This is a genomic window from Archangium primigenium, from assembly GCF_016904885.1.
In the GTDB taxonomy this organism is placed as follows: Bacteria; Myxococcota; Myxococcia; order Myxococcales; family Myxococcaceae; genus Cystobacter; species Cystobacter primigenius.
Genome location: NZ_JADWYI010000001.1, coordinates 8,320,688 through 8,343,513, shown reverse-complemented (window position 1 = coordinate 8,343,513; position 22,826 = coordinate 8,320,688). Strand labels below are relative to the sequence as shown.

At 68.4% G+C, this 22,826-nt stretch carries 17 protein-coding genes and 1 riboswitch; of the genes, 7 read left to right on the top strand and 10 right to left on the bottom strand.

Annotation, left to right across the window (positions count from 1 at the left end; translation table 11 throughout):
• Positions 1-70: 70 nt before the first annotated feature.
• On the top strand, positions 71-1,906 hold the full coding sequence (gene glmS, locus I3V78_RS34320) for a glutamine--fructose-6-phosphate transaminase (isomerizing) (RefSeq protein ID WP_204494404.1): 1,836 nt from the start codon (positions 71-73) through the stop codon (positions 1,904-1,906).
• A 107-nt stretch (positions 1,907-2,013) separates the two neighbouring features.
• On the opposite strand, the gene I3V78_RS34315 is transcribed toward glmS, so the two are convergent.
• On the bottom strand, positions 2,014-2,901 hold the full coding sequence (locus tag I3V78_RS34315) for an SLATT domain-containing protein (protein WP_204494401.1): 888 nt from the start codon (positions 2,899-2,901) through the stop codon (positions 2,014-2,016).
• Between the two features lie 117 nt (positions 2,902-3,018).
• Here I3V78_RS34315 and I3V78_RS34310 point away from each other — a divergent pair, with 117 nt between their 5' ends.
• Positions 3,019-3,945, top strand: coding sequence for an EamA family transporter (locus I3V78_RS34310; protein ID WP_204494398.1), 927 nt, complete (start codon positions 3,019-3,021; stop codon positions 3,943-3,945).
• Between the two features lie 1,267 nt (positions 3,946-5,212).
• On the opposite strand, the gene I3V78_RS34300 is transcribed toward I3V78_RS34310, so the two are convergent.
• The 5 genes from I3V78_RS34300 to I3V78_RS34280 are packed head-to-tail and all read right to left on the bottom strand — an operon-like array spanning position 5,213 to position 11,686.
• Complete coding sequence (locus I3V78_RS34300; RefSeq protein ID WP_204494393.1) at positions 5,213-6,469, bottom strand: imm11 family protein; 1,257 nt, start codon at positions 6,467-6,469, stop codon at positions 5,213-5,215.
• Positions 6,470-6,484: 15 nt separating this feature from the next.
• On the bottom strand, positions 6,485-7,768 hold the full coding sequence (locus tag I3V78_RS34295; RefSeq protein ID WP_204494391.1) for an AHH domain-containing protein: 1,284 nt from the start codon (positions 7,766-7,768) through the stop codon (positions 6,485-6,487).
• Between the two features lie 18 nt (positions 7,769-7,786).
• Entirely contained in the window at positions 7,787-8,233 is a 447-nt protein-coding gene (locus I3V78_RS34290) for an acyl-CoA thioesterase (RefSeq protein WP_204494388.1), read from the bottom strand.
• Positions 8,220-9,269, bottom strand: a complete 1,050-nt coding sequence (locus tag I3V78_RS34285) for a ribonucleotide-diphosphate reductase subunit beta (protein ID WP_204494385.1) — start codon at positions 9,267-9,269, stop codon at positions 8,220-8,222. Before I3V78_RS34285 ends, I3V78_RS34290 begins: the two co-directional genes overlap by 14 nt.
• 8 nt (positions 9,270-9,277) lie before the next feature.
• Positions 9,278-11,686, bottom strand: a complete 2,409-nt coding sequence (locus I3V78_RS34280) for a ribonucleoside-diphosphate reductase subunit alpha (protein ID WP_204494382.1) — start codon at positions 11,684-11,686, stop codon at positions 9,278-9,280.
• A 233-nt stretch (positions 11,687-11,919) separates the two neighbouring features.
• Positions 11,920-12,141, bottom strand: a riboswitch (cobalamin riboswitch).
• A gap of 198 nt (positions 12,142-12,339) precedes the next feature.
• On the opposite strand from I3V78_RS34280, the gene I3V78_RS34275 reads away from it, so the two are divergent.
• The 3 genes from I3V78_RS34275 (at position 12,340) to I3V78_RS34265 (ending at position 15,869) form a co-directional block, all read left to right on the top strand.
• A complete protein-coding gene (locus tag I3V78_RS34275) occupies positions 12,340-13,032 on the top strand; it encodes a hypothetical protein (RefSeq protein ID WP_204494380.1) in 693 nt (230 codons plus the stop codon).
• Positions 13,033-13,141: 109 nt separating this feature from the next.
• Positions 13,142-14,233, top strand: a complete 1,092-nt coding sequence (gene recA / locus I3V78_RS34270; RefSeq protein ID WP_204494378.1) for a recombinase RecA — start codon at positions 13,142-13,144, stop codon at positions 14,231-14,233.
• Between the two features lie 229 nt (positions 14,234-14,462).
• The gene (locus I3V78_RS34265; protein ID WP_204494376.1) at positions 14,463-15,869 is read left to right on the top strand and encodes a hypothetical protein; all 1,407 of its coding nucleotides are present in this window, start codon (positions 14,463-14,465) and stop codon (positions 15,867-15,869) included.
• A 1-nt stretch (position 15,870) separates the two neighbouring features.
• Here the strand turns inward: I3V78_RS34265 and I3V78_RS34260 are convergent, their stop codons facing one another.
• Both I3V78_RS34260 and I3V78_RS34255 read right to left on the bottom strand, forming a co-directional pair.
• On the bottom strand, positions 15,871-17,097 hold the full coding sequence (locus tag I3V78_RS34260) for a peptidase C39 family protein (protein WP_239576859.1): 1,227 nt from the start codon (positions 17,095-17,097) through the stop codon (positions 15,871-15,873).
• Positions 17,098-17,132: 35 nt separating this feature from the next.
• The gene (locus I3V78_RS34255) at positions 17,133-18,524 is read right to left on the bottom strand and encodes a M20/M25/M40 family metallo-hydrolase (protein ID WP_204494373.1); all 1,392 of its coding nucleotides are present in this window, start codon (positions 18,522-18,524) and stop codon (positions 17,133-17,135) included.
• A gap of 67 nt (positions 18,525-18,591) precedes the next feature.
• Here I3V78_RS34255 and I3V78_RS34250 point away from each other — a divergent pair, with 67 nt between their 5' ends.
• The gene (locus tag I3V78_RS34250; RefSeq protein WP_204494370.1) at positions 18,592-19,617 is read left to right on the top strand and encodes a dipeptide epimerase; all 1,026 of its coding nucleotides are present in this window, start codon (positions 18,592-18,594) and stop codon (positions 19,615-19,617) included.
• Positions 19,614-20,816 (top strand): DUF819 family protein, encoded by a 1,203-nt coding sequence (locus tag I3V78_RS34245; protein WP_204494368.1) that lies wholly within the window; start codon positions 19,614-19,616, stop codon positions 20,814-20,816. The genes I3V78_RS34250 and I3V78_RS34245 overlap by 4 nt, the downstream gene beginning before the upstream one ends.
• Before the next feature lie 516 nt (positions 20,817-21,332).
• Here I3V78_RS34245 and I3V78_RS40025 read toward each other — a convergent pair.
• A complete protein-coding gene (locus tag I3V78_RS40025; protein WP_275583517.1) occupies positions 21,333-21,458 on the bottom strand; it encodes a hypothetical protein in 126 nt (41 codons plus the stop codon).
• Positions 21,459-21,496: 38 nt separating this feature from the next.
• Positions 21,497-22,804 (bottom strand): diadenylate cyclase, encoded by a 1,308-nt coding sequence (locus I3V78_RS34240; protein WP_204494365.1) that lies wholly within the window; start codon positions 22,802-22,804, stop codon positions 21,497-21,499.
• Between the last annotated feature and the right edge of the window lie 22 nt (positions 22,805-22,826).

Sequence of the window (22,826 nt, the reverse complement as noted above, 5' to 3'; positions counted from 1 at the left end):
CGCCCAGTGTAGGTCAAATCATTCCCCGCGCCCGGCGCGGGGAGCTTGGGCGTGAGAGAGGCAGGACAACATGTGCGGGATCGTCGGTTATGTGGGTGACAAGCAGTCGGCTCCGATTCTGGTCTCCGGTCTGAAGAAGCTGGAGTACCGCGGGTACGACTCGGCGGGCGTGGCGGTGATCAACCGCAATGTGCTCAACGTGGTGCGCGCCACGGGCAAGCTCAAGAACCTGGAGAGCCGGGTGCAGAGCGACTCGCCGCAGGGCACCGTGGGCATCGGCCACACGCGCTGGGCCACGCACGGCCGTCCCTCGGACGAGAACGCCCACCCGCACACCTACGGCGGCGTGGCCGTGGTGCACAACGGCATCATCGAGAACCACCTGGCGCTCAAGGACGAGCTCAAGCGCCAGGGCCACGTGTTCGCCTCGGAGACGGACTCCGAGGTGTTCGCCCACCTCATCTCCGACCAGCTCAAGCTGGGCAAGGACCTGCCCGCGGCGGTGCGCGCCGCCGTGGCGCGCGTCAAGGGCACCTACGCCCTGGCGGTGGTGACCGAGAGCGATCCGGACCGCATCGTGTGCACCAAGGAGTCCTCGCCCATGGTGCTCGGGCTCGGCCAGGGGCAGAACTTCGTGGCCAGCGACGTGCCGGCGCTGCTCGAGCACACGCGCGACTTCATCTACATGGAGGAGGGGGACCTGGCCATCCTCACCTCGGGCGGCGTGGACATCTACAACCGCGCCAACCAGAAGGTGAACCGCGCCACGCGCCGCATCGACTGGACGCCGATGATGGCGGAGAAGGGCGGCCACAAGCACTTCATGCACAAGGAAATCCACGAGCAGCCCCGGGCCGTGGCGGACACGCTGCGCGGCCGCATGCTGCTCACCGAGGGTGACGTGCACTTCGAGGGGTGGAACCTGAGCGCGGAGAAGATCCAGGCGCTCACGAAGATCACCATCCTCGCGTGCGGCACCTCGTGGCACTCGGGCATCGCGGGCAAGGCGATGATCGAGTCGCTGGCACGCATCCCGGTGGAAGTGGAGCTCGCCAGCGAGTTCCGCTACCGCGACCCCATCGTGGAGTCCACGCACCTGGCCATCGCCATCAGCCAGTCGGGCGAGACGGCGGACACCCTGGCGGCCTTCAAGGAGGCCAAGGCCCGGGGCGCCTCCACGCTCGCGCTGTGCAACGTCATCGGCAGCGCCATGACGCGCGAGGCGGAAGTCACGGTGCTCACCAACGCCGGCCCGGAGATCGGCGTGGCGTCCACCAAGGCGTTCACCACGCAGCTCGTCGGCCTGTACCTCCTGGCGGTGAAGCTCGGCCGCGCCCGCGGCACGCTGAGCCTCAAGGCGGCCCAGGAGCACCTGACGTCCATCACCCAGATTCCGAAGATGATCGAGGACGTGCTCAAGTGCGAGCCGGCGGTCAAGCGCGTGGCGCGTGACTTCATGGGCGCCCAGGACTTCCTCTTCCTCGGCCGCGGCCCCATGCACCCGGTGGCGCTCGAGGGCGCGCTCAAGCTCAAGGAGATCTCCTACATCCACGCCGAGGGCTACGCCGGCGGCGAGATGAAGCACGGCCCCATCGCGCTCATCGACGAGAAGATGCCGGTGGTGGTCATCGCGCCCAAGCAGCCGCACGTGGCCTACGAGAAGATCATCGGCAACATCGAGGAGGTGCGCGCGCGCGGCGGCAAGGTCATCGCCGTCATCGACGAGGACGACACGCACGCGTCCACGCTGGCCGACCACGTCATCCGCATCCCCGCGGCCTCGGCGCTGCTCGCGCCCGTGGTGGCCACCATCCCGCTGCAGCTGCTCGCCTACCACGTGGCGGACCTGCGCGGGAACGACGTGGACCAGCCGCGCAACCTCGCCAAGAGCGTGACGGTGGAGTAGCGCCACGCCCCGTCACCGCCGCGTGACGGAGGTGAAGACGCCCGGGTGTCCTCCCTCGTGGAGGCCCCGGGCGTTCGTCGTCGAGGGGCGCCCCTCTTGCCCCTGTCTCAGGTGAGTGTGAGCGTCACGGTGCTCGTCTCGCCGGGCAGCACGGTCACGATCTCCTCGACGGACACGGGCCGGCCGCCCCGCCGGGCCTTCACGCGCAGCACGTACTGGCCGGGTGACAGGTGCGCGAACGCCTTGGTGGGGCCGGTATGGGTCTCGCTGGGGCCATCGCCGAACTGCACTTCGCACTCGGGCGTCTCCAGGGTGTCGAACCCGGCGATCTGCACCCGGAGCGCGCCCTGGGTGGCGTTGAGGCCCTGGCCGAGCTCCCCGAGCGCACCGCGCTGGGCCACGGCGGACTTCTCCAGGTCCTGCAAGGCCCCCGAGAAGCGCGCCACCCACTCCTGCGTCTCGTCCTTGAGCACCTGGTTGATCGCGAGGCGCGTGGCGTAGAGCAGTTGGATGCCCGCGGCGAGCCGCTCGCTCTGGGTGCCGCCGCCCAGCCGGGCCTCGAGCGCGCGGCGGCTCCAGTTGAACTGGAGCAGCTCGCGCTGGGCCTGCAGCTCCAGCAGGGCGGTGACGTAGCGCATCCAGCTGACCGAGAAGCCGAAGAGCCGATCGAGGCCGACACAGCCCGCGCTGAACGCCGCGAGGATGGAGGCGACGGGCACCCAGCGCTGGGGCTGCAAGACGGGGGCGAGCATGGACACGGCGATGGGGACCACGGAGGCGACCCCCGCCAGCACGATGGCCGTGCCCCGGAGCCTGGACGCCCAGCGCTTGTTGTGACTCTTGCGCCGGTCGTACCAGCCGATGGTCTCCTCCAGCTTCGCCATGACCTCGTCGTAGAGCACCTGGAGATCCTCGTCCTGATGCGGCTGACGGACCGAGGACAGCTTGAGCGGCTGGAGGTTTTCGGATGGTTTGGGGGCCGAGGAGGTCGCCATGTCGCCGCGAGGCTAGCGCAGTGGCGCGCGGGGTGGGGGACGGCCGTCCTTGCGTTCGGCTCCCCCGCGTGAGACGCCACGCGCCGTCATGACAGTGTGGACCCAGTGGGAGTGGCCGTGAGCGCGGTGCGCAAGGGAGCGGATGCCTTCGCCCTGCAGGTGATGACCGCGCTGTGCCTTGTGTGGGGCGTGCAGCAGGTGGTGATCAAGGTGGCGGCGCCGGACATCGCGCCCCTCGTGCAGGCGTTTGGCCGCTCGGGCATCGCCGCCGTGCTGGTGGGCCTGCTGATGACGCTGCGGGGCGGGTGGGAAGGGCTGAAGGGAACGGTGCCCGCGGGCCTGCTGGCGGGGCTCCTGTTCGCCCTGGAGTTCCTGATGCTGGCCAAGGGGCTCCAGTACAGCACCGCCTCGCACATGGCGGTGTTCCTCTACACGGCGCCCATCTTCTCCGCGCTGGGCCTGCACGTGCTCCTGCCCAGTGAGCGCCTGCGGCGGCTGCAGTGGGGGGGCATTGGCCTGTGCTTCGCGGGGATCGCCCTGGCCTTCGGGGGGGGCCTGAACCTCGAGGCCCTGGACTCCCGGATGCTGCTCGGGGATGCGCTGGGGGTGCTGGCGGGCATGGCCTGGGGCTTCACCACGGTGGTGGTGCGGACCACCCGCCTGTCCGAGGCGCCCCCCGCGCTGACGCTGTTCTACCAATTGGCCGTGGCCACGCTGCTCTTGGGCGTGGTGGCCGGGGTGATGGGGGAGTTCGGCCGCGTGCACCTGACGCCCCGGGCGGTGGGCAGCGTGCTGTTCCAGGGCGTGGTGGTGTCGTTCATCACGTACACCCTTTGGTTCTGGATGCTGCGCCGCTACCTGGCGTCCAACCTGGCGGTGCTGTCCTTCATGACGCCGCTGTTCGGCGTCACCCTGGGCGTGGTGCTGCTGTCCGAGCCGCTGACGCCCCAGTTCGTGGGGGGCGCCGTGCTGGTGCTGCTCGGCATCACCCTGGTGAGCGGCGAGCCGTGGATCCGCCGGGTGTTGCTCCGTTCTGGCGTTTGAGCGGTCGATTTCCTCATTCGTGTGGACAAAAGGGCAGAGTCCTTATTGGAAATTTGGACTGCTCAGATTTAGGAGCGCACCGCTCAAGTCTGTTGCTCAAGACTACCCAGCCAGCGGTGCGCTTGAACCCATGCGCAAATTCTGCAAGTGATTTTACTTGAAATTACAGCATATCGCTACCGCGGTCATCTGCCCTGGCGATCCCGCTGAAAGCACGCAAATATAAGCATCGACGTATATGCTGGCTGAAAACGTAGCACCAGCTGCGCTCACCGAGCACGCACCGCCAGTCGCCGTCCAAGATGCTGGGCAGTACGCAATCGAATGGTTGGTCGGGGTGACCGTGGGGCCAAGAGTCCGTGTGCATTGAATGGCGTTCTTGGGGCTTGGTGCGCCTGTATCGCCTTTGTCTCCCTTGGGACCCTGCGGCCCTGTAAGGCCAATGTCACCCTTTTCACCTTTGTCTCCCTTGGCGCCGGTGTCTCCCTTCGGCCCTTGCTGACCGACCGCTACGCCGATGCAAGAGTTGTCATCCATGCCTGAACCCTTCGAGACACAGAGCAAATACGTCCCGGGGGTGTTGAGCAGTCCGTAGGGAATAGCAACGGTGAGGTTTGTGTCTGAGTTGGAATCTGTCGACACGGGAATGTTGGCGAATCGCACAGAGGGCGTTGTCCCAAAATTCTCGCCGTAGATGTGCAATCGCGCAGTAGACGGCTCCGGATGCGTTGACGTGACCAGCAGCGGAGCTGCCTGAGCGGCCGACGCTAAAGTCAATGCCGCGACAAGACCGGACGTTTGGTGGTTCTTGAACAACCGTACGCGCTTCATATTGTTCTCCTGGTAGAACGGGTCTGTGACACTTCCTCGGAAACCAGCTGAACTCGCGCGAGGTGCACTCGTCCATTAGAGGCCAGTGTATCTCCTGGAGAATCTGTCCGTGTGTAGCGAGCCACTCGTCCAGCATCGAGACGACAATGGACGATGGTGACTGCCGGTAGGCCCTCTTGAGGCGCGAGTCCGCCCGAGTGACATCCTTGTCATGCTGCGCGGGGCCGTGCGTCAGCCGTCCGTGGCATCGGTCGAGGCGGACAGGGATGACACTGCAGTGGGGCTGCCGTGCGCATCCAGCGCCACGAAGACGAACCGCCCCCGACGAGCTGGCCCTGACGCACCGGCACGTGGACGTCCACTTTCCCGCTGCTCGCCGTCACCAGTTAGCGAGCCGTCTGGCGCCCGCGTCTGAAGGTGCTTCAGGGCGCGCGACCTACACCACGGGCCGCCGGTTGGCGCGGGAGACGTGCTCCTCACCGGCTTGTGCGAAGCGCCGCGCCAGCTCCGCTGTCCCCTCTCTGGAGTGCCTTGACACGTACTCCAATTCCGCGGGGAGCAGGGCCTTGACGGTGACGAGCCGCACGTCTCCGAAGGGGGTGGGGAAGTGCCTGGGCAGTGTTCGCGACTCCATGCCGAGCAACATGCCCACGCGGCCCTCCTTGCTGACCAGTGCCGGGGGCATGCCGTCGCCCGCGACCTCCAGCATGAGCAGGCCCACCTTGGCCCTCTCGCGCACGTGCTCGTGGACCACGACTTCCTTTGAGACCCTCTCCAACAGCGTGTAGGGCCAGCTCCCCTCGATGTCGTCGAGAGGCACCTCCGCTTCGTCTGTCTCCAGGGCGAGCTCCAGGCCAAAGCCCACCGAGGGCTCCAGCTTGGAGATGAAGGGGTCCGAGAGGCCCTCGGAGACGAGGAGGGTGCGTCCCTCCTCGCGATGGATGACGCCCCAGTTCTGGCGATGGCCCGGCCAGTCGTCGCGGATGGCCCTGGGGGCAACGGCCAGGTCATCCAGCGTGCCGAGTGATTGCCATGCCGCGCGTCTGGCGGCTGGGGGCGGCTCCAGAAGCTCGCGGCACTTGCGCTTGTAGGCGCGCTCCTCTTCGCTGAGGGGGCTGGGCCCGGTGACCTCCCTGAACTCCAGGCCCGAGGCGCCAGTGCGCTCGAGCGCCTCCTTCACGTCCTCGGCGACGAGAAGGGCCGCTGGATATCCCCAGGGCCGGAAGACCTTGGCCTCACCGACCTTGGCGGGGTCGATGCGCATGCCGTGGACCGCGCGGTACTGCCCGACCTTGTCGGGCCGTCCATGCTCTGGTTTCCAGTACCGCACCTCGGTGCAGGCCGCGTCGTCGATGCACTTCACGAGGCGCGCGACGTTGACCAGGAAGTAAGGCTCTGACCGCAAGTCCACTTCGGCGGGGTAGAGCTGGACGTCGCCCGAAGTCCGTTCGGCAAGCGCGCTGGCGACCGCTTGCGTGACCACGGGGAAATCCCCGCCGTTCGCCAATGAGAAGTCGAGCGGGCTTCCAGGATGGAGAAGGGGAACGCGCAGGAGACCGTCGAAACGAGTGGCGGCCTCGTTCAGGTACAGCCGCTCACCCACCTCCAGTCCTTGAGCGTCGAGCGCGTCGCCCAGCACCCAACGCTCCGGATGGATCATGTCCTCGGTCAGCTCAAAGTACCGTCGTGCCATGTCGGTCTCGTGGCCTCACTGGTTCCGGGTGACCAGCCTGTTGAGTTCGGAGCCTGCCTCCGCGAGTTCATCGGCCAGGTTCTTCAACTCATGGGTCAGCGCCTCCCGGCACTGGGCGGGGGTCTTGCACCGCCTGACCGCATCCCGGAGCTGCCGAAAGACGCGCTCATGATACTCCCTGGGGTGGGGCCCCTTGTGTCCGCGAATGCGGACCTTGTTGGCTGGCTCCTCCATCGACATGCCCGCCTTGTCGAAGAGCTCTTGGAGCTTTGGCGTCCACGGCCCGCCCCGCGCGGGGGACTTCCCGTTCTCCACGGTGGCGATGTGGTGGATGTCGCCTTCCTCCAGCATGGAGAGGACGGCACTCGAGCTGGCGGGAAGGGTGAGCGTCAGTCCGCCCCCCGCCACGGACACCGACGTCGCATCGGAGGCCGCTACGGGCAGGACGACGTGGCCCGCACGGGCGGCATTCTGCACCGCCTGGGGAAAGCCCGGCAGCGTGCTCCCTGTCATGGCCTCCTTGCCCTTGGCGCCCGCTTTCCAGGTGGCCAGGAGGATGAGGACACGCAGCGTGTTGGGTCCGAGTACCTTGGCGTACCGCTCGCTCGCGTCGCGCAGTTCGAGGAAGGTCCTGGCGGCCTCCGCCTCGTCCCAGAGGCCCTGGGTGGCGGAGAGCAAGTCCCAGAGTTCGCTGCCCAGATAGCCCCAGAGCCAGAGGGTCATCGCGGTGGCGAGGCCCTTGGAGATGGGCTCCGGCGCCATGAGCACCACGAGGTACAGGGACAGGCCCGTGAGGAGCATCGTCAGGGCGTGCTCGGAGGCGTCCCGGAGGACGCCCGTGGCCGCATCCACCGCGGGAGCGAGCGCGAGGCCGAGGGCCAACGCGAACCTGTCAGGGTGGCTGAGGGTGGTGTCGTGGGGTCCGTCCCTCAGGAGCCAGAAGCAGTCCCCCGGAGCGCCGCGCCGCTCGCACAGGCGCGCGTAGCCACCTTCGACGCTGGAGTCCCCCGCGCCACGCGGAGGCCAGGAGGCCCGCACCAGGCGGCCGGAGCGCGGCTGGGGCGGGCGGGGGGCCACCCGGAGAGGGACTTCCAGCAACAGCTGGGTGAAGGCCTCGCGAAACTCCGCATCCGAGACCTGCACGGGCGCGAAGTCGCCGTTGGGCGTGAGTGTGACGGACTCCCTGGGGGCAGAGTCGTGGCGGTGGCTCACCCGCATGCCGCCGGTGGCACAGGCGGCCTGAAGGAAGAGGACGAGGAGAAACCAGCCGCCCGAGAGGCGCAGCCGAGCGCCCGTCATTCGGCGCGGGGCCGTGCGTCAGCCGCCCGTGGCATCGGTCGAGGTGGGCAGGGGCGGCACGGCGGTGGGGCGGCCGTGCGCGTCCAGCGCCACGAAGACGAACCGTCCCCGGGTGCCGAGCTGCCGGTCCCCGGTGAGCAGGTCCTCCGCGAACAGGTCCACCTCCACCGTCATGGAGGTGCGGCCCGTGGCGACCACGCGCGGGTGCAACTCCACGAGCTGGCCCTGACGCACCGGCACGTGGAAGTCCACCTTCTCGCTGCTCGCCGTCACCACGTTGCGCCGGGCATACCGCGAGGCGACCACGAAGGCCGCCTTGTCCATCAGCGCGAGCGCCTGTCCGCCGAACAGCGTCCCGTAGTGGTTCGTCTGCTCGGGGAACACCATCTCGATGAGCCGGGCCTCGGTGACGCGGCCCGGCTCCATCTTCTGAGCCGGCTCGGCGGGCGGCTCAGAACGAGGCATCGAAGGTGACCTCGCCCTCGACGCCCACCTGGTAGGCCGACACGCGGCGCTCGAAGAAGTTGGCCAGCTCCTGCACGTCCTGCAGGTCCATGAAGTTGAAGGGGTTCTTGGACCCGTAGCGCTTGGGCAGCTCCAGCATGACCAGCCGCTGGTCCGCCACGAACTCCAGGTACTGGCGCATCTCCTTCACGGACAGGCCGGCGACGCCGCCCTGGAGCAGGTCCTCGGCGAAGCGCAGCTCGCACTCCACCGCCTCCTCCATCATGGAGACGACTTCGCGCTCCATCTGGGCGTCGAAGAGGCCCGGCTCCTCGCGCCGCACCGTCTTGACCACGTCGAAGGCGAAGGCCATGTGGGCGCTCTCGTCGCGGAACACCCAGTTGGTGCCCGCGGCCAGTCCGTGGAGCAGCCCGCGCGAGCGCAGGAAGTACACGTAGGCGAAGGCGGCGAAGAAGAACAGGCCCTCGATGCACGCGGCGAAGCAGATGAGGTTGAGCAGGAAGGTGCGCCGCTGCTCGCGCGTCTCCAGCCGGTCGAGCTGGTGCACCGAGTCCATCCACTTGAAGCAGAAGGCGGCCTTCTGCTGGATGCTCGGGATGTTGTCGATGGCGGCGAACGCCTTGGCGCGCTCGGCGGGGTCCGGCACGTAGGTGTCCAGCAGCGTGAGGTAGAACTGCACGTGCAGCGCCTCCTCGTACAGCTGGCGCGACAGGTACATCCGGGCCTCGGGCGAGTTCACGTGCTTGTACAGGTTGAGCACGAGGTTGTTGGACACGATGGAGTCGCCCGTGGCGAAGAACGCCACCAACCGCTGGATGAGGTGCCGGTCCGCGGGTGACATCTTCGCGCGCAGGTCGCCCACGTCCGTGGAGAAGTCGACCTCCTCCACGGTCCACGTGTTCTTGATGGCGTTGCGGTACATCTCGAAGAACGCCGGGTACTGCATGGGGCGCAGCGTGAGGTTGAGCCCCGGGTCCAGCAGGCGCCCGCCCGTCTTGGGCGAGGCCTGCGAGGGCCGCGAGGGCTTGAGGGACATGGCGGCGGTCACTGGCAGGCCTCGCAGCTCTCGGGGTTTTCCAGGGAGCACGCGATGGCCTGCTCCTCGGTGGCGGTGTTGGAAGCGGGCTTCTGCTCGCGGGGCGTCTCCACCGTGGTCTTGGCGATGCGCGTGGCGGGACGCGAGCGCAGGTAGTAGGTGGTCTTCAGGCCCTTCTTCCAGGCGTACATGTACATGGAGCTGAGCTGGCCGATGTTGGGCGCCTCCATGAACAGGTTGAGCGACTGGCTCTGGTCGATGAAGGCGCCGCGGTCGGCGGCCATGTCCACGAGCGAGCGCATGGGCAGCTCCCACGCGGTGCGGTACACGGCGCGCAGGTGGGCGGGGATCTCCGGGATGTTCTGGATGGAGCCCTCGGCCAGCTTGATGCGCGTGCGCATGTCCTCGTTCCACAGCCCCAGCGTCTTGAGCTCCTCGACGAGGTAGCGGTTGACCTGGAGGAAGTCCCCCGAGAGCGTCTCGCGCTTGAAGAGGTTGGACACCTGGGGCTCGATGCACTCGTAGCAGCCCGCGATGGACGCGATGGTGGCCGTGGGCGCGATGGCGATGAGCAGGGAGTTGCGCAGGCCGCCGTCCTTGATGCGCGTGCGCAGGGCCTCCCAGCGGGCGGTGTCCTCGGGCGTCACGCCCCAGGCGTCGAACTGCAATTCGCCCCGGGCCGCGCGCGTCTCGGCGAAGGCCGGGTGGGCGCCGTGCTCGGCCGCGAGGTCCGCCGAGATGCTCAGCGCGTGGAAGTAGATCTCCTCGGACACCCGGCGCGACAGGGCGCGGGCCTCGGGGGCGTCGAAGGGCAGGCGCATCTGGAAGAAGACATCCTGCAGGCCCATGATGCCCAGGCCCACCGGGCGCCAGCGCAGGTTGGAGCCCTGGGCGGTGGGGATGGGGTAGTAGTTCAGGTCGATGACCCGGTCGAGCTGGCGCACGGCGGTGCGCACCGTGTGGCCGAGCTTCTCCCAGTCGAACACCACCCGGCCCGCGTCGTCGATCGTCGTGTGGCGCGCCAGGTTGATGGAGCCCAGGTTGCAGACGGCCGTCTCCTCTTGGCTCGTCACCTCGAGGATCTCCGTGCACAGGTTGGACAGGTGCACGACGCGGCCGGGCAGCGCGGTCTGGTTGCAGGCCAGGTTGGACTTGTCCTTGAACGTCATCCAGCCGTTTCCGGTCTGGGCGAGCGTGCGCATCATGCGCGCGTAGACCTCGCGCGCCTTGAGCGTCTTGAGCGCCAGGCCCTGGGCCTCGGCCTGCACGTAGGCCTGCTCGAACGCGGCGCCGTACAGGTCCGTCAGGTGGGGCACGGCCTTGGGGTCGAACAGGGACCAGGGGCCGTCGGACTCCACGCGCTTCATGAAGAGGTCCGGCACCCAGTTGGCCAGGTTCAGGTTGTGGGTGCGGCGCGCCTCGTCGCCCGTGTTCTCGCGCAGCTCGAGGAACTCCTCCAGGTCCGCGTGCCACGTCTCCAGGTACACGCAGCACGCGCCCTTGCGCTTGCCGCCCTGGTTCACCGCCGCCACGGACGCATCCAGCGTCTTGAGCCACGGCACGATGCCGTTGCTGTGGCCGTTGGTGCTGGTGATGAGCGAGCCGCGCGAGCGCACCCGGTGGTACGCGAGCCCGATGCCGCCCGAGAACTTCGAGAGCATGGCCACGTCGGTGTAGCTCTTGTAGATGGCGCTCAGGTCATCCTGGGGCGAGTCGAGCAGGAAGCACGAGGAGAGCTGCTCGTGCAGGGTGCCCGAGTTGAACAGGGTGGGGGAGCTGGGCACGTACTCGAGCAGCGAGAAGCGCCGGTAGAGCTCCAGCGCCTCGGCCACCGACTCGCCCAGCGCCACGGCGATGCGCATGAAGAAGTGCTGGGGCGTCTCCAGCACCGCGCGCGTGGTGGGGTTCTTGAGCAGGTAGCGGTCGTACACGGTGCGCAGGCCGAAGTACTCGAAGAGCCGGTTGCGCGAGGGATCGATGGCGTCGTTGAGCTTGCGCGCGTTGGCCGCCACGAGCTGCGCCACGCGCTCGTTGACCAGGCCCAGGCGGTGCCCGGCGGCGATGGACTGCGAGAAGGAGTGCACCTCCTGCCCGGACAGCTCCTTGTCGATGTAGGTCGCGAGCAGGCGCGCGGCGAGCTTCGCGTACTCGGGCTCCTCCAGCGTGAGCGAGGCGGCCGTCTGGATGGACAGCTGGTCGAGCTCCTGGGTGGACGCGCCATCGTAGAGCCCGGCGATCGTCTTGGTGGCCACGCGGATGGCGTCCACCTGTCTCAGGCCATCGCAGCAGCGGCTGATGGCGCGGACGATCTTGTTCAGGTCGGCGCCCTCGAGCGTCCCGTTGCGCTTGCGCACCCGCATGGTGGTGGGCGTGGGGGGCGGGGACGAGGGGGACGGAATGGGGCTCGTGGTCAACATGGTGCTGCTCTCCTCCTTCACGACCGCGTGAAACCGGAGGAGGCACGGGAGACGTCCGGGCATGCGCGAGTCCCAGGGCCACTGGGCTCTCCCGGACGACCTCGCGCCCCCACCGGGCAGCTGGCGCACGGCGTGGGAGCACGGACGGACCCGGGACGTTCGCGGAGCCCCGCGGCGTCTCGGACCGATCGCCTCCCCCGAGGTGGACCAGGTCGAACCGGCCGGGCTGTCTCTCCCGGCTCGGATTACTGGCAGGTTTTCGGGCTCGCGAGCGGCTGGCGGACCGCGCCAGCGGACATCCTTCCTACCTCCGTCCCCTTCCCAGCCTTGGAGGGCCAGTGGATGTGGACGGGCTCGTTCTCGCAGACCGCTGCGGGGCAGCTCCGGCCTCTCACCGGATTCCCTTTCAAGCCCGGTCCCTCTCGGGGCCGGGCACCAGCAACGGGGCACACATTAGGGGGGGGCGGCCGAGAGTCAAAGAACCCGCCAGGCCGCCCCCTGGGCTGTCCGCTTCCGGACGCCGCGCGGAGGAGCCGTGGGCCCGCCGGACCGTTGGTGGCTCCGGGGACCGGCGTTACAGTCCAGGGGTGTCCCACTCCTCGCGCTCCCGTCCCTCCGCTCTTCATGGCGCCCTCGAGGGCGCGGATCAGGACGTGCCCGTCTCCCTGGCTCCGTGGGAGCCGTCGGCCGATCTACCGTCGGCCGTTCTCGAGGAGGAGGCGCTGGCCCGGCTGGTGACGGAGGCCCGCGAGGCCTCGGGCGAGGCCCGCCAGGCGCTCTTGCTGCCCCTGGTGTCGCGCCTGGAGTCCCTGGGCGCGGGGGGCGGCTCGCGCGAGAACGCGGACGTGCTGCTCCGGCTCCTGGAGGGGGATCTCCTGCGGAACCTGGAGGCACGCGGTGGCCGCCCGCTCCGGTCCCTGGCCGTCGAGGCCCTCCTGCGCATGGGCTACCCCTACGCCCTGGAGGTCCGTCCGGAGGACCTGGCGTTCCTGCGCGACGAGCAGGCGCCGACGTTCAACGTGCCGCTCATCGCCCGCTCCGGCGCGGTGGGCGCCCTGGCGCTGGGCTTCTTCTTCCAGTGGGGCGCGGTGCCCACCATCCACAGCCACTCCTTTGATGCGGGCATCGACCCGCCCCTGGCGCTCGCCATGGGCCTGTCGGCGCTGTCCCTGGTGGCGGGCCTGCTGGGCCCCCCCCGCTCGCTGACCCGCCAGGTGGGCCTGGGGCTGCTGGTCGTCCTGGGCGTTCTTCAGCTGTGGATGGGGTCGCGCTCCGGTTATCACGGGCAGGTCAGTGGGGCGGCCGGACTCCTGGCCTGGCTGCTGCTCGTGCTGGCGCGCCGCTGAACGTTGTGGGTCATGTCAGAGGGATGGACTAGGGTAGGTCCATCGCGATACTAAACGCGAGTTCAGGTGGGCCGGGGTGGCTCGCCGCATACGCAAGGAGCAAGACGAAATGGCCGTGAATCCAGAGAAGGAAAAGGCGATCGAACTGGCGATGTCCGCGGTGGAGCGGCAGTTCGGCAAGGGCTCCATCATGCGGCTCGGCAACGAGGAGCCGTTGGTCCGGGATGTTCAGGCCATTTCGACGGGAAGCGTCTCGCTCGACATCGCCTTGGGCGTCGGTGGCGTGCCCAAGGGCCGTATCGTGGAAATCTACGGTCCGGAGTCCTCCGGTAAGACGACCCTGTGTCTGCACATCGTGGCCGAGGCGCAGAAGCGCGGCGGCGTGGCGGGCTACATCGACGCCGAGCACGCGATGGACATCGGCTACGCGCGCAAGCTGGGCGTGCGCACGGACGACCTGCTCCTGAGCCAGCCGGACACGGGTGAGCAGGCGCTGGAGATCGCCGAGATGCTGGTGCGCTCGGGCGCCATCGACGTGCTGGTGGTGGACTCGGTGGCGGCGCTCGTGCCCAAGGCGGAGCTCGAGGGCGAGATGGGCGATGCGCACATGGGCGTGCAGGCGCGCCTCATGAGCCAGGCGCTGCGCAAGCTCACGGGCACCATCAGCAAGAGCCAGACGTGCGTCATCTTCATCAACCAGATCCGCATGAAGATTGGCGTGATGTTCGGCAACCCCGAGACGACGACGGGCGGCAACGCGCTGAAGTTCTACGCGTCGCAGCGCCTGGACATCCGCCGCGTGGGCGCCATCAAGAATGGCGAGAACGTGGTGGGCAGCCGCACGCGCGTGAAGGTGGTGAAGAACAAGGTGGCGCCTCCCTTCAAGGAGGTCGAGTTCGACATCATGTACGGCTCGGGCATCTCGAAGGAGGGCGACCTCATCGACCTGGCCTCGGCGGACAACATCATCGAGAAGAGCGGCAGCTGGTTCTCCTTCAAGGGAGAGCGCATCGGCCAGGGCCGCGAGAACGCCAAGGACTACCTGCGTGAGCACCCGGAGGTCGTCAAGGAGGTGGAGCGCCAGGTGTTCGAGAAGTACGGCATCGGCAAGTCGCCCGTGGCGGCCGTGCCGGCGCCGGCGGACGGCGAGACGCCCCCCGAGGGCGCTCCCGAGAAGCGCCGCGTGAAGGCCGTGAAGTAGTCCCGGGGCCTTCCGGGTGTCGTCTCCCAGGGCCGTCTCCCGCGAGGGGGGCGGCCCTTTTGTCTTGGCTCGCCTGGCCGCATGGGAGGCGGGCCCGGTGGGGGCGTGATGCTTCGGCGGGCGCCGCGCGTTCCCGTGCACACCTGCCGCCCCCGGGGCCGCCAAGGGCATTGCCCCCAAAGGGGGGCTGTGCTGCGCTGCCCCGAGGGACTGAAGACAAGGAGCTGGGATGATGCGCCGCATCGAGAGTGCCGTGCTGGCCGTGCTGTGTTCCGTGGGCTTCGTGGCCTGTTCCGCCTGTGGCTCGGGGACGGGGGGCACGGGGGACCCGGGCACGCCGTCGGGGTCGGACAAGGCGGTGGGCCGGTTGGGGCAGTTCTTCCTGCCCACGGGCACGCCGCGCAACACGGCCAACCCCCATGTGGAGACGGATGCCCAGGGCAACGTGCACATGGTCTACCCCGCCTACTCCCAGGGGGACGCGTACTACGCCTGGTGTCCGGCCAACTGCACCTCGGCGGACAAGGTGAAGGTGGTGCACCTCAAGACCCAGGGCACGGTGGACAACGCCATGCTGGCGGTGGGGGCGGACGGGCGGCCCCAGCTGCTCTTGAGCACCTACCTGCGCGTCTACTACGCCACGTGCACGGGGGACTGCACCCAGGAGGCGTCCTGGTCGGTCACCCCCATCCTCGAGCACAAGGGCGAGCGGGAGGTGTCCGGCGAGGCCTTCGCGCTCACGCCCGACGGCAAGCCGCGCTTCGTGATGCATGGCTTTCGCAGCTTCGGGGGCGTGGGCTCGCCCACGCGGGCGACCTTCTATGTCGAGTGTGACGCGGACTGCCAGCAGCCGGCGAGCTGGCGCACGAGCCAGATCGCCAATCAGGTCTGGCAGGAGGTCACCCTGCGCTTCACCCGCGCGGGCCAGCCCCGGTTGACCAAGTCCCAGGTGCAGGACAACGGCTACTTCATGGGCTCCTACGCGGCGTGTGACGCGGACTGCACGTCTCCGTCCGGCTGGAAGGAGGGCGAGCTGTACACCACGTTCTACGGCCCCACCGAGGCGGTGCGCATGCCGCCCACCATGTCCCTGGCGCTCACCCGCCAGGATCAGCCCCGGGTGCTCCTGCTGGGCGCGGACAAGGACCAGCGCAACCTCATCTATTCCGAGTGCGACGCCAACTGCACCGACGACAGCCAGTGGCGCGCGCAGTTCCTGCTGCCCTCGGGCCCGGACGGCAACACCCTGCGCGCGGGCCTGGACCTGGCGCTGGACGCGCAGGATCGGCCGCGCATCGTCTACACGGCCAACTGGAACATCCTGGTGGGCTCGTGTGACAAGGACTGCACCAACGCGGATGTGTCCTCGTGGAAGCTCGGCAAGGTGGAGTTCAGCGGGGAGATGCAGACCGACAGCGTCATCCCCTACAACAACTGCACCATGGCCTCCTGGTTCCTGCACCACCCGTCGATCGCGCTGGGCAAGGACGGCATGCCCCGGGTGGCCTACCGCGCCCAGGACATCAGCGGCGGAGGCAGCGGCAACACGCCCCCGCCGGGCACCTCGCAGTGCGTGGCGGGCCCGGACATGACCTTCTCGCGCTTCGCCCAGCTCACCACGCTCACGGCGAAGTAGCTCAGGGCACGAACGCGAGCGCGCCGGCGGGCAGCGGAGTGCCCGCCGGCCACAGCAGGTAGGCCGAGCGGTGGGAGTGGTCCCACGCGCGCAGCAGCGCCTCGCGCGGGTACGTCACGTTCACCGTTTCGTCGTTGGGGAAGGCGGGGTCGTTGCAGACCACGTCGCCCGTGGCGGTGAAGCCCTTGACCACCAGCAGGTGGCCGTTGGAGCTCGCCACGGGAGAGCCCGGCAGCTCGCCCGCCCCGTAGGCCACGCTGATGCTCACGGGGATGCCCTCGGCGATGAGCCGCTCCACCTGGGTGAACGAGTCGAAGCGGACCACCATGCCGTGCAGGGCGCCGTCCGCCAGCGCCGAGGCGTAGGCGGTGTTGAAGGGCCAGTTGCCGGTGCCCGCGTAGGTGGCGTCGTAGACGCGCGAGGCCGCCTCGGGCACGGGCACCACCAGCGCCTCACGGCCGAGCCGGCCGCTCCAGTACGCGAGCAGCATGGACACCGAGGTGGGCGAGCACCACACGCCGCCATCGGGCGGGTAGAGCAACTGCGAGCGCCCGGGCACCGGCAGCACCGTGCCCCAGGCGCGCCCGTCCGAGCGCTCCTCGGGGGCCTCGCGCCGGGTGTCCGTCACCGCCGCGGCGAGCGCGCGCACCCGGGGCGACACTCCGGGCTGGGTGGAGTGCAACCACACCGTCAGGCGCAGCGCGTCCGCGGGCCGGGCGAGCACGAGCGTGTCGGTGAGCACCTTGCCGTGCGTGTCCTCCTGGCGTCCGGCGCTGCGCCGCGTCACCGTGTCCGCGTCCAGGGCCCAGACGCCGAAGTCGTACGCCTTCGTCCAGGTGCCGTCCACGCGCGCGGAGAGGGTGAGGCGCACCCAGGTGCCCGGCGGGGTGTGCACGTCGAAGGAGGGCACCACGTTGTCGAAGCCCCCGGGCACGAGCCGCTCCTCGGACATGGCGTGGCCCACGCGGTGGCCGCCCTCGGGCCGGGCGGGATCGCTGCCCGCGGGCGCCAGGGCCGCCGAGGCGTCCAGCGCGAGCGCTCCGTCCGGGGTGAGGGTGGTGCCCTCGCGGGCGAAGCGCTGGAAGTCGCGCGCCTCGGCGCTCGTTCGCCAGATTCTCGCCACGGGCTCTTCCTCTCGCAGGGTGGGCCGGAGGCCCGGGCCACACGCCGACAACAGCAGGGTCATCAGGGACAACACACAGCGCACGGGGACGGGGGAGGGACGCATGGCGCTCGCTCGGGACTCTCGGCTTGGGGAGGACATCACTTCACCAGCTCCACCAGCAGCCGGTGGACGAATTCGGCGCCCGGCTGCAGCGAGGCCACCGGAATGCGCTCGTTGGGGGCGTGGGCCGTGCGGGCATCCTCGGGCGTGAGCGCGAAGGGGTCGATGCCGTAGGCGTGGATGCCCACCCGGCGCAGGGCGGTGGACTCGGTGGTGCCGGTGGACATGCGGGGAAACAGGGGGGCGCCAGGCCAGACGTGGGCGGCGGCGGCGGTGGCGGCGCGGAACATCGCGTTGTCCCCCACGGGCGAAGCGGGCGAGTCCAGGGGCTTCATGTTCATCTCCACCTGGATGTCGGGGTCCGCCACCGCCTCGACGATGCGGGCGCGCACCTGCTGGACGTCGTCGTCCGGCAGCAGGCGGCAGTTGAGCGTGGCCTCGGCGGTGGCGGGGATGACGTTGGGCCGGGTGCCCGCGTGGAAGACGGTGGGCACGCAGGTGGTGCGCAGCACGGCGGCCAGCGCGGGGTCGAGCCGCGCGAGGGTGTCCACGGCCTCCGGGGGCGGGGCGTCCGGCTGGGCCACGAGCCGCTGGAGCGCCTGGTCCACCTCCCCCGGCGTCACCTTCACCCGGCCCTCCACGTTGAGGCGGGTCACCGGCGTCAGGCGGGGCGGGAAGGTGAGCGCGCCCACGCGGGCGACCGCCGCGGCCAGCCGCACCAGCGGCGAGGGCGTGGGGGGTGGCACGGAGGAGTGGCCGCCGGGGCCCGTGGCCTTGAGCACCACCTGGCGCGACACCCGCTCGGCGGCCTGGAGGTTCACGAAGCGCACTCGGCGGCGATCCGCGGTGAGCTCCGTGAGGCCGCCTTCGTTGAGGGCGAACTCCGCCTCGCGCAGCTCCGGGCGGCGCTCGAGCAGCTTGTCGATGCCCGCCTGCGCGCCCACCTCCTCGTCCGCGCTGAGCACGAGCACCACGTCGCGCGAGCGGGGCGTGCCCGAGCGGTGCAGCCGTCGCAGCGCGAGGATGCTGGCGGCCACCATGCCCTTGTTGTCCTGCACGCCGCGGCCGTAGAGGAAGCCGTCGCGCTCGGTGAGGGTCCACGGGTCGCTCGCCCACTCGGAGCGGTCCGCGGGCACGGTGTCCACGTGGGCCAGCACGAGCACGGGGCGCGCGGCGCCGGTGCCGGGCAGCCGCGCGACGAGGTGGACCCGGCCGGGGGCGATCTCGACGCGCTGCGAGTCGATGCCCGCCTCGCGCAGCCACCGCGCGGCCACGTGCGCGGCGGCGGCCTCGTTGCCGGGCGGATTGGTGGTGTCCACGGCGATGAGCTCGGCGAGCAGGGCGCGCATGTTCCCCGCTTCGTCGGTCGGGGCGGGCGTGACGCGGCCCGGCGCGGCCAGCAGGGTGAGGGCGAGGAGCAGGGGAGACATGCCGTCAGTTTAGGGGAGTCCGCCGGGCTGTGCTAAGGGCGCCCCTCCTTGCCCCGAGGTTGTCCACATGCCCCTGCGGATGGATGTCCGAGTTCTCGAGCTGCCCCTGCGCCACGCCTGGACGATCGCGCGGGGGACGAGCACCTCCAAGCGCAACGTCCTGGTGGAGCTGCGGGCGGAGGGGGTGGTGGCCCGGGGCGAGGCCGCGCCGAACGTGCGGTATGGGGAGTCGGCCGAGACGGTGACCCAGGCGCTGGACGCGCTCGCGCCGGCGCTCGCGGGGGATCCGTGGCACTTCCGGGTGTTGTCCGAGCGCGTCGACGCGGCGCTCCCCGGCAACCACGCGGCGAAGGCGGCGCTGGACATCGCCCTGTATGACCTGGCGGGCAAGCGCCTGGGGGTGCCGCTGCACCGGATGCTGGGGTTGGATCCGGCGGCCATGCCGCTCACGTCCTTCTCCATCGGCATCGACGACCCGGCGGCGCTGGCGCGCAAGGTGGAGGAGGCGGCGCCCTATCCGGTGCTCAAGGTGAAGCTCGGCGCCAAGGACGTGCGCGAGACGTTCGGCGCGGTGCGCGCGGCGACGACCAAGGTGGTGCGGGTGGACGCCAACGAGGCCTGGAGTCGCGAGGAGGCGCTGGCGCACATCGAGTGGCTGGCCACCCAGGGCGTGGAGCTGGTGGAGCAGCCCCTGCCGGCCGCGGACGTGGAGGGCGCGAAGTGGCTGCGCGAGCGCTCGCCCCTGCCGCTGGTGGCGGACGAGGCGTTGATGATGGCCTCGGACGTGCCGCGGCTGGCCGAGGGCTACCACGGCATCAACGTGAAGCTGCAGAAGTGCGGCGGCATCCGCGAGGCGCTGCGCATCATCGAGACGGCGCGCGCCTGTGGGCTCAAGGTGATGATTGGCTGCATGGTGGAGACGTCCGTGGGCATCGCCGCGGCGGCGCACCTGGGGCCGCTGGCGGACTGGCTGGATCTGGACGGCAACCTGCTGCTGTCCCGCGACCCGTTCCAGGGCCACCCGGTGGTGGACGGGCGCATCCGCCTGGGGACGGGCGCGGGGCTGGGCGTGGAGCCCGTGTCCACCCCATGACCGGACCGCTCATCCAGGCGCCCATGGCGGTGCTGGTGGTGCTGCTGGCCGTCCTGGCGCTGCTGCTGCTCGCCGAGCGCCACCCCGTGCTCGGGCGCGTCTTCAAGGTCGTGCCCCTGCTGGTGCTCGTCTATTTCGTGCCCACGCTGCTGTCCAACACGGGCGTCATCCCCACGCGCTCGGACCTGTACGGCTTCGTGTCGGCGTACCTCTTGCCCGCGAGCCTCGTGCTCCAGGTGCTGGCCATGGACCTGGGCGCCATCTCCCGGCTGGGGCGGGGCGCGGTGCTGCTGTTCCTCGCGGGCACGGTGGGCATCATGCTGGGCGGGCCCCTGGCCTACCTGCTGCTGGGCCGCTGGGTGCCGGCGGACCTGGGGGACCAGGCGTGGAAGGGGCTGGCGGCGCTCAGTGGCTCGTGGATTGGCGGGAGCGCGAACTTCGTGGCCATCGGGCAGAGCGTGGGGGCGCGCGACGACACGCTGAGCATGATGGTGGTGGTGGACGTGGGCGTGTCGAACCTGTGGACGGCGGTGCTCCTGTGGTTCGCGGGGCGCGAGCGCCAGATGGACGAGCGGCTGGGCGCGGACCGGCGGGCCATCGATGTGGTGCGCGAGCAGGTGGAGCGCTTCCACGCCGCGGTGTCCCGGCCCACGCGCATGCAGGACCTGGTGTGGCTCCTGGCCCTCTCCCTGGGCACGACGGTGGTGTGCACGGAGGTGGCGAAGCACCTGCCGGACGTGGGCACGTTCATCACCGGCTTCACCTGGGTGGTGCTCCTGGTGACGACGGTGGGCGGGCTCATGTCCTTCACGCGCCTGCGCGAATTGGAGGGCGCGGGCGCGAGCCGCGTGGGGGCGCTGTTCCTCTACGTGCTGGTGATGACCATTGGCGCCAAGGCGGACTTCCGGCGACTGCTGGACGCGCCGGCCATGGTGGCCGTGGGCCTGGTGTGGATGGCGGTGCACGCGGGCATCGTGCTGGGCGTGCGCAGGTGGTTGCGTGCCCCCATCTTCTTCGCGGCCGTGGGCTCCCAGGCCAACGTGGGCGGCGCGGCGTCGTCGTCCGTGGTGGCCGCCGCGTTCCATCCCGCGCTCGCTCCGGTGGGCGTCATGCTCGCGGTGGCCGGCTACGTGCTGGGCACCTATGGCGGCCTCGTGTGCGCGGTGATGCTGGAGCAGGTGTACCGACTGCTTCATTGAGGGAAGGTTGCTCGAGACGCAATGACAAGTCCGTCCGGAGGCCGTGCTAGACCTCGCCTGTGGTCCTGGCTGCTGCGAGGTCTCCGATGATCGGACTGTCTGTGCCTGCGAGCCAAGCCACCACGCTAGTGCCACAACGAGCAGGGCCGTTGCTTGCGTGAGCGGCTATGTCGTCCCAGAGCGAGGCGTGCGTGCTGTCGGTTCCGGGTGACCACGACGATACGGCCGCGACCGCCACAGCGCTCTTACCGGCTACCGCGAGCAGCACGGGCCAAGAGACGCCCGGGACCAGGACGGGTTCTTGTTCTTCGCCACGGCGGACCACATCTACGAATTCAGCTGGGCGGCCTCGTCCATCGACTGCGACCACGACGGGTGTCTCTACCCCGATCACCGTGTATGCCCCGGACAAAACGACGGCGATCTCCACGGGCTCCAGCCCGCGTGCCTTCACGAGCCACGCAGCGGGCGGAGCACTACATCCGCGTGTCGGGCATCAAGACAGGGCGTACATAGTCAAAGTGCAGTAGACGCCGAGGTCGGCGTGTCCAGCGTCCGCTCCGGTTTGAGCACGGACGCGGCTACAGCGTTCAGGCCAATGAGCACCAGGAGGTTGGGGAGGATTTGCAGGCCGTTCATCATGTCTCCCCTCCTTGCGAGGGTGTAAAGAAATTGCACCATCAAAGCGTGACCACGCAAACACCCTGCCTGTAAACGGTGATTCCGCCGTCCGAGCTGACTTTGATTGCGAGGCCGTATTCACTTGCCCCAATTGCAGCCCTCGAACGAGCCCCCTGTTGAGCGGTATTGGATTTGGCTCGAACCATTGCGCCGTATGCCACAAGCCGTCCTGAACGATGAATGACGAGCGCTCCATCTAGACTGGCTAGGTCGGCAAGCACTCTTCTATCCATGGTCAAAATTGATTTTTCGGAGAGAGAGTTGTCGAGTGCCTGCTCGGAGTTGCTCCTGCTCGAAGCTCCAATCAGGTCACCCTTGGCTGTAACGAGTTTATCAGCTTTTTTCCAAGTTGAGGCAACGACGAGAAGTCCGCCAGAGCGCCGAAATGCCAAGTCGAGTGCAACTCGATACAGAGCAACCAACACTCTATCAAGATTCCCGGGGTGGCCTCTGGTTAGCCAGGAGTCTCTTACTGCTGAGGTTATAGCGCTATGCCTCCAAAGCCTCCACTCTCCTGCTCGCTGTGAGATCAAGAGTTCCCTGTCTTTTACAACCAAAATGTCACCGCCCTTTGTTAGGGCAACTCCAATTCCACCCTGACTTGACGCTGTATCGGCAAGCGGACCGATCCACCAGGGACGTCCCAAACTGGAGTTTTTGTTTTCTTTCTTTGCCGTTAGCGACGTCAATTGGACGATTGAGCCGTTAACATCGAGCGAAATGGCCGTTGAGAATCCATCGGTTAGTCTTTTGAATCTCTTGTTGTCGAACTCTAGTACTGAGGATGCGGCTCGCTTTTTCTGGGGAAGTAAAATGAGCCCGTACGATATCCTTTGGTTTTCATATGTCTCGCCAGAGAGCGAGCGAAGAAACTTAAAATAGTTTTTGACTTGAGCGGACGACACGGGGTGCGCTGATGATTCGGAAATATATTTGGCGATTACGCTGGACATGGCGTTTACTCCAAAGTCTGCAAGTGAAACGCCATTGTCAGTCGACGCTTGAATCAATCCAGCGGCTTCCTGGCACAGATCTCTTAGTACTTGGAGATCATCATTGCTGAGGGTTTCTTTTCTGGAGAAGACTTCAATGGCGATATGTGCGTCTTTGATCTGGACGTGGCAATGAGCCCCAGTTTTTGTGCGATGCGCAAAAGAGTCACCCTTCTCTTCGAATACTGTCCAGTTGTCCGAAAATTTCAGATGCGGCATCGCTTTGGGTATTCTTGATAGAACGAGTTGAATGTCTTGCGGATTTAGTTTGCTGCCTTTGACCACTGCGAGAGCTTTTTCGTCGAAGTTGTGCATGGTTTTGTTTTAGGTGAAATGG